Annotated in this window: 7 protein-coding genes and 1 pseudogene; 3 read left to right on the plus strand and 5 right to left on the minus strand. The window is 64.1% G+C overall.

The features are described from left to right. Nucleotides 1–37 precede the first annotated feature (37 nt). Both LU682_RS17605 and LU682_RS17610 read left to right on the plus strand, forming a co-directional pair. Nucleotides 38–1,726, plus strand: coding sequence for an FAD-dependent oxidoreductase (locus LU682_RS17605; protein ID WP_010953527.1), 1,689 nt, complete (start codon nt 38–40; stop codon nt 1,724–1,726). A gap of 241 nt (nt 1,727–1,967) precedes the next feature. Beyond that, on the plus strand, nt 1,968–3,293 hold the full coding sequence (locus LU682_RS17610; RefSeq protein ID WP_012052802.1) for an MFS transporter: 1,326 nt from the start codon (nt 1,968–1,970) through the stop codon (nt 3,291–3,293). A 148-nt stretch (nt 3,294–3,441) separates the two neighbouring features. Here LU682_RS17610 and LU682_RS17615 read toward each other — a convergent pair whose 3' ends face one another. From LU682_RS17615 to LU682_RS17625, 3 genes are all read right to left on the minus strand, one after another. Next, on the minus strand, nt 3,442–4,257 hold the full coding sequence (locus tag LU682_RS17615; RefSeq protein ID WP_010953525.1) for a sugar phosphate isomerase/epimerase family protein: 816 nt from the start codon (nt 4,255–4,257) through the stop codon (nt 3,442–3,444). A 29-nt stretch (nt 4,258–4,286) separates the two neighbouring features. Continuing rightward, entirely contained in the window at nt 4,287–5,339 is a 1,053-nt protein-coding gene (locus tag LU682_RS17620) for a Gfo/Idh/MocA family protein (protein WP_010953524.1), read from the minus strand. Between the two features lie 138 nt (nt 5,340–5,477). Further along, nucleotides 5,478–6,254: an IclR family transcriptional regulator gene (locus LU682_RS17625; protein WP_010953523.1), complete on the minus strand. Its 777-nt coding sequence runs from the start codon at nt 6,252–6,254 to the stop codon at nt 5,478–5,480. A gap of 194 nt (nt 6,255–6,448) precedes the next feature. Here LU682_RS17625 and LU682_RS17630 point away from each other — a divergent pair, with 194 nt between their 5' ends. After that, a complete protein-coding gene (locus LU682_RS17630; RefSeq protein WP_010953522.1) occupies nt 6,449–8,161 on the plus strand; it encodes an FAD-dependent oxidoreductase in 1,713 nt (570 codons plus the stop codon). 108 nt (nt 8,162–8,269) lie between these two features. On the opposite strand, the pseudogene LU682_RS17635 reads toward LU682_RS17630, so the two are convergent. Continuing rightward, nucleotides 8,270–10,982 (minus strand): annotated as a pseudogene (locus tag LU682_RS17635) (HD domain-containing phosphohydrolase). A gap of 205 nt (nt 10,983–11,187) precedes the next feature. Beyond that, nucleotides 11,188–11,799 carry a TetR/AcrR family transcriptional regulator gene (locus LU682_RS17640; RefSeq protein ID WP_049588130.1) on the minus strand — a complete coding sequence of 204 codons (612 nt, stop codon included), beginning with the start codon at nt 11,797–11,799 and terminating at the stop codon, nt 11,188–11,190. Between the last annotated feature and the right edge of the window lie 5 nt (nt 11,800–11,804).

An 11,804-nucleotide genomic window follows, 5' to 3' on the forward strand; every position in this document is an offset into this window, starting at 1 on the left:
CACGCCACTTCTTCCAACATCCGAGCGGACCCCTTCCATGCCCCCCCTTGAATGTGACGTACTCGTCATCGGCTCCGGCGCCTCTGGCCTGGCTGCCGCCGTAACCGCCGCGCATCATGGCCTGACAGTGGTCGTCGCGGAAAAAGCCAGCCAGCTGGGCGGCACCAGCGCCTGGTCGGGGGGGTGGTTGTGGATACCGCGCAACCCGCTGGCCATCGCCGAAGGCATCGTCGAAGCCGACGATGCCCCGGAGCGCTATCTGCGTGCGCAAACCCACACCCGCGAGCTGGACCCGCGTCAACGCGCCTTCCTGCGCCATGGTCCGGAAATGGTGGCGTTCTTCGAGCAGCACACAGCCGTGCAGTTCCAGTGCGGTAGCCGTATGCCCGACATGCGTGAAGGCGATGGCAGTGCACGCGGCGGTCGCTCGCTGTGTGCATTACCTTACGACGGGCGACGGCTAGGGCCTTGGTTGCACAAGTTACGCCCACCGCTGGACATCGTCAGCCTGGCCGGCATGGGCATTGCCGGGGGCGCCGACATGGCTGCCTTCTTCAACGCCACACGCTCGCCCAAGGCAGCGCTGCATGTTGGCAAGCGCCTGTTGCGCCATGGCCGAGACTTGCTGCTGCACCGTCGCGGCTTGCATCTGGTCAATGGCAACGCGCTGGTGGCGCGCCTGCTGCGCAGCGCCCTTGATCGTGGCGTGACATTGCTGACCGAGAAAGCGGCCAGCCGTCTGTTGTTGTGCGAAGAACGGGTCAACGGCGCGCTGTTTGCCGATGGCCAAGCGATCTACGCACGGCGTGGTGTGGTGCTGGCCTGCGGTGGCTTCCCACATGATCGCCAGCGTATCTCGCAACTGATGCCGCACGCGCCGGACGGTGACCAGCATTACTCCGCTGCGCCCAGGGAGAATAGCGGTGATGGTTTGCGCCTGGGCGAACAGGCGGGTGGGCGGGTGTCTGCGGCAGGCGCCCACGGGGGCGCCTGGGCGCCGGTATCGCAGGTACCGCGCCGCAATGGCCATTTCGGCCATTTCCCACACCTGATCGACCGTGCCAAGCCCGGTTTCATCGCCGTGCGCCGCGATGGTCGGCGCTTCGTCAACGAAGCCGATTGCTACCACGACTTCATGAACGCGCTGTTCGCCGCCACGCCGCAGGCTGAGCAGCCGGAGGCCTGGCTGATCTGCGACCATGCTGCGCAACGGCGCTATGGCATCGGTTGGGCCAAGCCCTTTCCCTTCCCTACCCGCTTCTATCAGCGCAGTGGCTATTTGCACAGCGGCGCTACCCTGGCGCAACTGGCACAGCGCTGCGGGATCGACGCCGAGCAGTTGCAGCGCACGGTGGAGGGCTTCAACCATCACGCGGCACAAGGTGAAGACCCTACCTTTCTGCGTGGCGCGTCGGCCTACAACCGGGCCCAAGGCGACCCGCAGCAGGTACCTAACCCGTCGCTTCGGCCGTTGCTGAAGGGGCCGTTCCATGCGGTGAAACTGCTGCCAGGCAGCCTTGGCACCTTCGCCGGCCTGGATACAGACGCCTCAGCCCGCGTACTGGACCACGCAGGGCAGCCGATACCCGGTTTGTTTGCGGTGGGTAACGACATGCACAGCGTGATGGGTGGGTACTACCCGAGCGGCGGCATTACCCTCGGGCCAGGGATGACCTTCGGGTATCTGGCCGGTAGAGCGTTGAGCGCGGGCTGTGCAGATCATTGACGTCGGTGTTGCGCCCATCAGGCAACCAAGGCCAAAGCCTTCTACCCTTCAGTGACGTGAATACCTGCCGCGCCCGCCGGCCAACGCAACCGTTCGATAACCGAACAGTAGCCCGTCTCTTGAATTGACGCTGCCGTCTTCACTGCTCACCATGCACCGGCCTTGCGTGCCCCCCTGCCTGGGAAACGGTCACGCACCCGTAGCACCGCAGCTGAATACAATTTCAAGAAACGAGCAGTCTATGAACCACTCCAAGATCCCCCCCGCCGCGCCCCGGATGTCCCAGGGCTCGATCGGCGACAAGCTCCGCGGCGCCTTCGGCGTCGGCAAGACCCGTTGGGGCATGCTCGCCCTGGTGTTCTTCGCCACCACCCTGAACTACATCGACCGCGCCGCCCTTGGCATCATGCAGCCCGTGCTGGCCAAGGAAATGAGCTGGACGGCGATGGACTACGCCAACATCAATTTCTGGTTCCAGGTCGGCTATGCCATCGGCTTTTTGCTGCAAGGCCGGCTGATCGACAAGGTCGGAGTCAAACGGGCCTTCTTCTTCGCTGTACTGCTGTGGAGCCTGGCCACGGGTGCCCACGGCCTGGCCACCTCGGCTGCAGGTTTCATGGTCTGCCGCTTCATCCTCGGCCTGACCGAGGCCGCCAACTACCCGGCCTGCGTCAAGACCGTGCGCCTGTGGTTCCCGGCGGGTGAGCGGGCGATTGCAACGGGGTTGTTCAACGCCGGTACCAATGTTGGCGCCATGGTCACCCCCGCGCTGTTGCCGCTGATCCTGGCTGTATGGGGCTGGCAGGCTGCGTTCATCGCCATGGGCAGCCTGGGCCTGGTGTGGGTCGTGTTTTGGGTGCTGAAATACTACAACCCGGAAGACCACCCCCGCGTGCGTCAGAGCGAGGTGCAGTACATCCAGCAGGATGACGAGCCCGAGCCGACCCGCGTGCCGTTCAGCCGCATCCTGCGCCTGCGTGGCACCTGGGCTTTTGCAGTGGCCTATGCGATTACCGCGCCGGTGTTCTGGTTCTACCTGTACTGGCTGCCGCCGTTCCTGAACCAGCAATACAGCCTGGGCATCAACGTGACCCAGATGGGCATCCCGTTGATCATCATCTGGCTGACGGCAGACTTCGGCAGTATCGGGGGAGGCATTCTGTCCTCGTGGCTGATCGGCCGTGGCGTGCGTGCCACAACAGCGCGCTTGGTGTCCATGCTGATCTTTGCCTGCACCATGCTCAGCGTCATCTTTGCTGCCAACGCCAGTGGACTGTGGGTCGCGGTGGCGGCCATCTCGATCGCGGTAGGCGCGCACCAGGCGTGGACGGCGAATATCTGGAGCCTGGTGATGGACTACACACCCAAGCATCTGGTGAGCACCGTATTCGGCTTCGGCAGCATGTGTGCGGCAATTGGCGGGATGTTCATGACGCAGATTGTCGGCAGCGTGCTGACCGCTACCAACAACAACTATGCCGTGCTGTTTACCATGATCCCGGCCATGTACTTCCTGGCGTTGGTGTGGATGTATTTCATGGCACCGCGCAAGGTCGAGAGCGCCTGAGAGCGCTAGCCACTTACCTCTACGGGGCCCTTGCGGGCCCTTTTTTTGGCTTGGAGTTTCTTGAGAAGCGGACAACGACAATGCAGCGTTCGGTGTGGGTTCACTCGCGAACGTGGCGTAACCGGTGCCATGCGCCACGTTCGCTCGATCAGACCGCGGCCAATACCGCCTGGGCTTTCTCCAGCGCCATGCGCGCGCGCTGTTCGCCACTGACGCCTTGCTCCAGCAATTGCCGCGTGGGGATTTCCAGGCTCAGCGGCACGCTCGGCGGCAAGGCGTGTAACAGGCCAACCAGATCGGCATCGCCATCACCCGGGAAGCGTCGCTCGTTACGCGCCTGGCGCAGGATCTCGTCCATGTCGGCCGGTACCGGGCCAGCAACGTCACACAGTTGGGCATAGCGCATGCGCTTCGGCTTCAGTTGCGCCAGGTCGTCCAGCGAAGAGCCGGAGCGGTTGAAGTGGAAGGCATCCACCAGTACGCAGCCATTGGCGCGGTCGGCGTTGGCCACCACCCGCATGGCCTGACGCAGGTCACGTACGTCGGTCCAGGGCATGAACTCCAGGTGAGGGTGAATGCCGTATTGCGCCGCCAGCTCGCACAATGCGGCAAAGCGTTCGGTCAGGCGCGCTTCGTCGGGGTCGTTGCCCGCTACCAGCAATTCAGTGCCACCCAGCTCGGCGCCCACCGCCAGGATCGCTTCGAAATCGGCCACACAGGTTGCCGGTTCAAGACGCAGGATCTCCAGGTCGAGCACCTTGATGCCCGTGTCGCGCAGGCGCGCCTGGGTTTGCCGACGCAGTTCGGCATCGGCAACCAACGGGAAATGCCGCTCCTGTTCGGTGGCTGGCACCAGCCGTAGGCCGACATGGCTGTAACCCGCTCGGGCGGCGACCTCGACCATGTCCGGTGGAGACAGCTCGAGCACCGTCAGGGCCGCGAGGGAAAAAATTCGATCAGTCATTTATCATCACCAGCAATAGTAAGGTTGTATCAGCCAATGTGCGCGGGCGCGCAAGCCCGACCGCTTTGGGCTGCCTGTCGTATCGCTTCGATCAGCGCCAGTGTGCGCCCCCCGTCGGCAGCGTCGATCAGCGGCGCCTGTTCACCCCGGGCAACACGCACAAAATGCTGCAATTGCAGGGTCAATGCCTCGCCGGCAGGGATGCTTTCCGAACTTTGCAACAGGGGCGTATGCCAGCCCGAGCCTGCCTCGGCGTAATGCCAGCGCTTGAGCTGGGGAATGCTCAGTGCACCTTGGGTACCGGCCAGCAGATAGCACGGCTGGCCATCCTGGCGCGGGTACACGGGGCTTTCGCCAGCGTCCAGCTCCCAGCTCCACGGTGCAGCCACCGCGTCAGACCCGGTCAGGCTGCCCAGGGCACCGTTGGCGAACTGCAGCAGCACCGCGGCGCTGTCTTCGTTGGCAAAACCGCGGACATCGTTGCGGGTGAAGGCCTGCACCTGCACCACTTCGCCGCACAGGTAACGCAACAGGTCAAGGTCGTGGATCAGGTTGGTCAGCAAGAAACCGGCCCCTGGCTCGCGGCGCCAGGGCGTTTCGAAATAGCTGTCGGGCTTTTGCAGTTGCCACAGCGCGGTGACATTGATCAGACGGCCCAGTTTGCCTTCGTTGATCACCTGGTGCGCCTTGGCGATCAGCGGATTGTGTCGGCGATGGTGCCCTACAAGCACCGGTACACCTCGGCGGCGTGAGGCTTCCACCAGTGCACGCACTTCATCCAGGTTCACGCCCACCGGTTTTTCCACCAGCACTGGCACCCCGGCCTCGACACAATCCAGGGCGGTGGCGACATGCAGGGTGTTGGGGTTGGCGACGATCACTGCCTCGGGGCGCACCTGCTCCAGCATTTGCCGGTGGTCGGCAAAGCATGGCACACCGCACTCGGCAGCGAAGGCCTCGGCCTGCGGGCCGGGGTCGGCTACCGCACACAGTTGGGCTTGCGGCACATTGCGCAAGTGCTGGTAATGCTGCCGGCCCATGATGCCGGCGCCAATCAAGGCAATACGAAGGGGTGCGTTCAACAGCCTGTCCTCTTGTCATTGTTGTTATGAAATTCTGAAACCGGGTTCCAAAATTCATACTCGACAATTTAGAACCAAGTTCAGCTTTTCAGAAGAACGGGCGCAACAGACTGTGCGGTAATCGACCGGAATATTCCCTCAGGCAAACAGCTCGCTGGCGGGACTGGCCGCCGACAGCTCTTCTGCCGCCGACAACAATAGCGGTGCCAGCGCTGCGAGGCGGCTCTGTGCCAGCCGCGCGCTGGGCCCGGCGATGCTCAGCACGCCAATCACCTCGTCACTTTGCGGGCGGCGCACCACTGCGGCCAGGGCTGAGGTGCCGATGGCGGAGGTTTCCTCGACCCAGGCATAACCACGCTCGCGGGCGCGGTGCAGGTAGGCGAGCAGCTCGTCGGTGGAACGTGGCGCGTTCGGGCCGAACTGGTCGGGGTCGGCAATACCTTGGCGCAACACCATCTGCAGCGCCTGCTCATCGTCCAGGCTGGCCAGCCAGGCGTGCCCGGAGGCGGTATAGAACAGCGGCGCGTCGCGCCCCATATCCGGGTCGTAGCGCAGCCCGGAGCGGGCCCCCTGAGACTTGGCGATCCAGGTTTGCCGGGCACCGTCGATTACCCCAAGGCGCACCAGTTCACCGCTGTCCTGGGCCAGGCGGTCAAGAATCGGCTGGATGATGTCGGCACCGCTGCTGGCCAGGTAACGAAAGCTCAGCGCTACCAACTTGGCCGACAGCTGATAGCGGCTGTTTTCCCGGTTCTGGCGCACGTAGCCCAGCCGCACCAGCTCCGTGAGCATGCGGTGGGCAGCGCTTTTGGGAATGTCCAGGCGCTCGGCCAGGGTTTGTAACGGCAGCCCTTGGGGTTCACCGGTAAGGCTTTCTACAAGACTGAAGGCGCGTTCGATCTGACTACCAGCCATGTCACAGGTCCCTGATTTTTTTGCGAATTCTAGAAGATGATTCCACATCGTCGCTAGCCAGCGCAGCTCGGGCCACCCCGAATGTCCGATGATCGCCCAGTTCTTGCCTGACATGACCAACCTGACCTTGCAGGACCACCCGCTGCTGATAAGAATGTGGAACATTGTTCTAATAAAAGCACAGGAAACCCGCAATGCCTTCCGCTCCTCTCGAAACCGAATGCGATGTACTGGTCATAGGTTCTGGCGCCGCCGGGCTGGCGGCGGCCGTCACGGCTGCCTGGCATGGGCAGAAGGTGATCGTGGCGGAGAAAGAACCGGTGTTTGGCGGTGCCACCGCCTGGTCCGGCGGCTGGGCCTGGGTGCCACGCAACCCGCTGGCGCGCAGGGCCGGCATCGAGGAAGACATCGAACAGCCGCGGACTTATCTGCGCCATGAGCTGGGGGCAAACTACAATGCCGAGCGCGTCGATGCCTTCCTTGAGGCGTGCCCGCATATGGTGGCGTTTTTCGAGAAGTACACGGCGTTGCAGTTTGCCGACGGCAACGGCATCCCGGACATGCATGGCGATACGCCAGGCGCAGCCCTTGGCGGCCACCAGGTGATCGCCGCGCCCTACGATGCCCGCGAGGTTGGCGCCCTGCTGCCACGCTTGCGCAAGACCATGCGCGAAACCTCGTTCATGGGCATGCCGATCATGGCCGGTGCCGACCTTGCCGCCTTCCTCAACATGACCCGCTCGCCCAAAGCCCTGCTGCACGTGTGCAAGCGCTTTGGCCGCCACCTGTACCACCTGGCCCGCCATGGTCGGGCCATGCACCTGGTCAACGGTGTGGCACTGGTGGCGCGCCTGGCTAAATCGGCACAGGACCTGGGTGTGCACCTGCAAGCGTCGGCGCCGGCCAAACGCCTGCTGATCGAGGGTGGCCAGGTGCGCGGGGCGTGGGTCGCGACGCCACAGGGCGAGCAGCTGATCCGCGCCAAGGCCGTGGTGCTGGCGGCAGGCGGTTTCCCCAATGACAACGCCCGGCGCCAGCAACTGTTCCCGCGCGATGCCAGCGGCCACGACAACCTGGCGCTGCCGCCCAAGGGGTGTTCTGGCGATGGCCTGCGGCTGGGCGAGTCCGCCGGCGGCGTGGTTGCCACCGACCTGAAGTCGCCAGTGGCCTGGGCACCGGTTTCACAGGTGCCGTATCGCGACGGCAGCGTCGGCCACTTCCCGCACATTATCGAGCGCGGCAAACCGGGCGTTATCGGCGTGCTGGCCAACGGCAAGCGTTTCGTCAACGAAGCGCATGGCTATTACGACTATGTGTCGGCCATGGTCGCTGCAGTGCCGCAGGGCCAGGAGGTGTGCTCGTGGCTGGTTTGCGATCATCGCTTCTTGCGCCGCTATGGCCTGGGGCATGCCCGCCCGGCACCGCTGCCGGTAGGGCCGCATGTGCGCAACGGCTACCTGAAACGCGGCGCTACGCTCGAGCAGCTCGCCCAGGCCTGCGGCATTGACCCGTCCGGGCTGCGCGCCACGGTCACTGACTTCAATACCCATGCCCGTAACGGCCAGGACCCGGCGTTTGGCCGCGGTTCCACGCCGTTCAACCGCAAGCAGGGTGACCCACAGCACAAGGGCCCTAACCCTTGCGTGGCGCCCATCGAGCACGGGCCGTTCTATGCGGTGAAAGTAAAGCCCGGCTGTTTTGGCACCTTTGCCGGGTTGCGCACCGACGGCAATGCCCGTGTACTGGATGAGGCGGGGCAACCGATTGCAGGCCTGTATGCAGCAGGTACCGACATGGCCAGCGTGTTTGGTGGCTGGTACCCGTCGGGCGGCATCAACCTGGGGCCGGCGCTGACCTTTGGCTATGTCGCCGGGCGGCACATTGCCGGGGTGCAGGGGTATGAGTGAGCTGACCCCCAATACCCGGGTGGTCGGCGCTCTGCAGGAGGACGCCGGGAAAGGCCGTGGCGCTTGAATCGAGCGCCACGCGGTCTGATTTTTCAGTGCTGTCACCCCTCAGTTCACAGGTCTCGCTGCGCTGCGCTCCTGAATTTGCGCCAGCCAGTAGGTCACATCCACCTCGTCGATCTGCTCGGTGCGCAGGAAGCGCTCGGCATATTGGCGGTATACCCCGCTGCTGAGGAACAGCTGTAGCAGTTGCCCGTCGACGTGCCCCTCGCGGGCCATGGCCACCAGGATCTTCACCGATTCGGACAGCGTCTTCGGGGGTTTGTATGGCCGGTCTGCTGCCGTCAGTGCTTCGAAGATGTCGGCAATCGCCATCACTCGCTCGGCAATGCCCAGGTCCTGCCCGTCCAGACGGCGCGGATAGCCGCTGCCGTTCATCTTTTCGTGGTGGTTGCCGGCGATGTCGGGTACCCGCTTGAGCTGACGCGGGAGCGGCAGTGCACTGAGCATGATGATGGTCTGCACGATGTGTTCGTTGATCTTGAAGCGTTCTTCGTCAGTCAGCGTGCCACGGCGGATCGACAGGTTGTACAGCTCGCCGTAGTTGCTGGCGTGGCCTGGCAGATGCATGTCGAACCCCCAGATGTTACGCGGGTCGTCCTTCACCACCGGCGGCGTGCGGGTGCCCCAGGGCACGCAGTGCTCGGGGCGGTCGGCCAGCAATGGCTCCTCTGTCGGTAGTTCAGGCTGCGGCACGCCGACAAGGCGTTCCGCCTCGTCACGGGAGATGCCCAGGCGGTTATCGAAATGGCGCAGCCAGCGTCGCTTGCCGATCACCTGCAAGCGCTGGATATCGGTGTCCTGCATGAACTCGCCGCCGATGTTGGCCTGGGCGACGAAAGCGAAGTCGTCCTGCAGCTCGGCCTGGCTTCGCTGCAGTGCGGCTTTCAGTACCTGCTGGTCGACGCCGCTGGCCAGGCCTTGCCAATAAGCCAGCTCCGCATCGCGCCACAGCACTTCGAAACGCATGCGTACTTCGTGGATGCGGTTGTACAGGGTCTCCAGCTTGGTCGCCTTGTCCACCACGTACTCGGGGCTGGTGACCTTGCCACAATCGTGCAGCCACGCTGCCACACGGAACTCGTACCGCTCTGCCTCGGTCATGCTGAAGCTGGCGAACGGACCGCTGTCGGCTGCCACTGCCTGATCCAGCAGCATCTGCGCCAGCTGAGGCACCCGCTCGCAGTGGCCACCGGTATAGGGGCTCTTGGCATCGATGGCGTCTGCCAGCAGCTTGATCATGGCGTCCAGCAGGCGTTGCTGGGCTTCGACCAACTGGCGGGTTTCGATGGCCACTGCAGCCACACCGGACAGCTCCTCGACAAAGCGCCGAAATGCCTCGCCCACCCGCTCCTGCGCCTGCTCTTCGCCCATTTGCAGGACCAGGATGCCCAACAGTGCCTGGCTACGGTCATTCAGCACCACGGCCAGACTGCGTTCGTGCAGGCTGAGGGCCTGGGTCACTGTTGCAGCCAAGTGCTGCCGGGCGCTTTCATCCACTGCCAGCTCGCTTGGGTAGTGTTCACCGCGGCACGAGGCGGCCAGGCGCAGCAAAGCCTGTTCAGCGTCGTACAGGTAAACCCCGCCGGCGTCGCCTCCGGCAGCTTCTACCAGATGGCTCAGCACGCCATCGAGCATGCGCTCCAGGTCTCGCTCGCGGCTGAGCGCAAGGGTAATCGCCTGAAAGTGGCGAATAGTACCGGACATGCGGCTCAGCACGCGGCTCAACTCGCGCACCTCGGAAACCCGCGAGTGCACGCCCACTTCACGGCTGAAATCAAAGCTGGCCAAGCCTTGAACCTGCTCGCGCAACAGCCGCAGCGGGCGGCCAATGCGCCGGCCGAGCACACCGCCGAGCACCAGCAACACGGCCATCAGTGCCACGGTCCAGAGCAACTGCTCGAACAAGACTTTGCGTGCCCCCACCAGCAGCTCGTGGCCTGGTACGGCAATCAGCACGTGCAAGTCGTGCCCGGCCAGGGTGGTCAGCTGCACACGAATGCCATACCAGGTCTGGCCGTCCACCTGATAAGGCTGAGGCTGGTTGCCCTTCGGCAGGTCAGCGTATAGCCGCGCCAGGCTGGGAGCGCCCAGCTCGGCGACACGCGACAGGCGCACGCCTTGCCCTTCGTGCACGATTGCCCGCTGCGGGTCCGGATAGGCCACAACGTTGCCCTGGTCATCGACCACCACGATCTCGGTACCCGGGGTCATGCGCAGGTCCTGAGTCTCGCTGGCCAGGTCGTTGACCGAGACATCCAGGCCGATCACGGCCCCACCGTCGACGCTACGTTGGGCCATGGTCAAGCCGACCTCGCGGGTGGTGAAGAACACATAGGGGCGCGTCAGCACAGTAGAGGGTTGTACCGTGGCTTCAGCGAACCAGGGGCGCAGGCGTGGATCGTAGCGATAGTCAGGTTTGGCCTGGGCCTGCAACAAGTTCAGCGCCCGATCTTAAAAGCGCCAGCCGATCCAGGCGCTGTGCCTGGGTGTGCACCGTCGTGTTGTGAGCCAGCAGGCGAATGCTGCTTTGCGCCGGCTCGATCAGGCGCCTGGCCCGCTCGTCGATCGTCTTGGCAACCTGCTGGGCGGCATCGCCAGCGGCGGCCACGAGGGTTTGGCGAATTCCGCGGTAACCCTGCCAGGCCAGGGCGGCGCCGAGCAGCAGCATGCCCAGCACGACGGCCAGCGCCACCAGCCATTGCAGCGAGATGCCACGCCCGGCTTTACCGGCAACACGGCCATTCGACACGCAGCCCATTCCAGGTACTCCATGTGTGGCAGTTTGAAGGAGCAGCCAGAACGATCATGCAGGCCAGGGCCATTCGCAGGCAGCGTGACGGGCCAAATGGTGGCAAGCTGCCCTGGTCCATCTTGGCAGCAGTGTAGAGCGTACGTGGGCTTTCTGCCGGGATGGCAAAAAAGTTAACCTGGGCAGTAAAAGGCGCACAGCCGTTACATGAGGCTCAACCCCGCTGCTCCAGCATGACCAACGCCCCGACAATCAGCGCCTGCATGCCCTCAAGCAATTCCACTTCCATCTCCGATTCTTCGCCAGCCCGGTCGGCCTCCAGCAGCGGCTCGCGCCCCGACACCGTGTACACCGTATCGGCCACGGCAAAGCCATGGAACGCCACCGTCGACAACAACCAGCGCGCCTCTTCCAGGCTCAGGCCGTAGGCCTGGGCGATGTGCGCCTGGTGGTCATTGATCTTGTCGATCATCGCTTCTGTCGCTGCCAGCCTGCGGATCACATAGGGCGTCAGACCCGGGTGGGCCTTGACGAATGCCTGTACCGACGTGGCAAAGCGCGTCAGGTAGGACTGCAACCCTTCTACACAATTCCCGTCTGCCCTAGGGATCTGCCAGCGCTGAAAGATCTCCTCGGCCACCAGACACTTGAGTGCTTCGATGTTCGGCACATGCTTGTACAGCGCCATGTGGCTTACGCCCAACGCAGCGGCCACGCCAACGAACGTGAGGTTGGGCAAGCCGATGGCGATGCTCACGTCGGCAATCCGTTCACGGGTGATGGTGCGAGGGCGACCGCGTCCGGGGGTGCGTTGTGGTGGTTGCATCGGTT

The organism is Pseudomonas alloputida (genome assembly GCF_021283545.2).
Lineage (GTDB): Bacteria > Pseudomonadota > Gammaproteobacteria > Pseudomonadales > Pseudomonadaceae > Aquipseudomonas > Aquipseudomonas alloputida.

What these genes read in the sequence shown, in the direction of transcription:
- LU682_RS17610 (WP_012052802.1), top strand. Translation starts at nt 1,968, where the DNA reads ATGAACCACTCCAAGATCCCCCCCGCCGCGCCCCGGATGTCCCAGGGC.
- LU682_RS17625 (WP_010953523.1), bottom strand. Translation starts at nt 6,254, where the DNA reads ATGGCTGGTAGTCAGATCGAACGCGCCTTCAGTCTTGTAGAAAGCCTT.
- LU682_RS17640 (WP_049588130.1), bottom strand. Translation starts at nt 11,799, where the DNA reads ATGCAACCACCACAACGCACCCCCGGACGCGGTCGCCCTCGCACCATC.
- LU682_RS17630 (WP_010953522.1), top strand. Translation starts at nt 6,449, where the DNA reads ATGCCTTCCGCTCCTCTCGAAACCGAATGCGATGTACTGGTCATAGGT.
- LU682_RS17605 (WP_010953527.1), top strand. Translation starts at nt 38, where the DNA reads ATGCCCCCCCTTGAATGTGACGTACTCGTCATCGGCTCCGGCGCCTCT.
- LU682_RS17615 (WP_010953525.1), bottom strand. Translation starts at nt 4,257, where the DNA reads ATGACTGATCGAATTTTTTCCCTCGCGGCCCTGACGGTGCTCGAGCTG.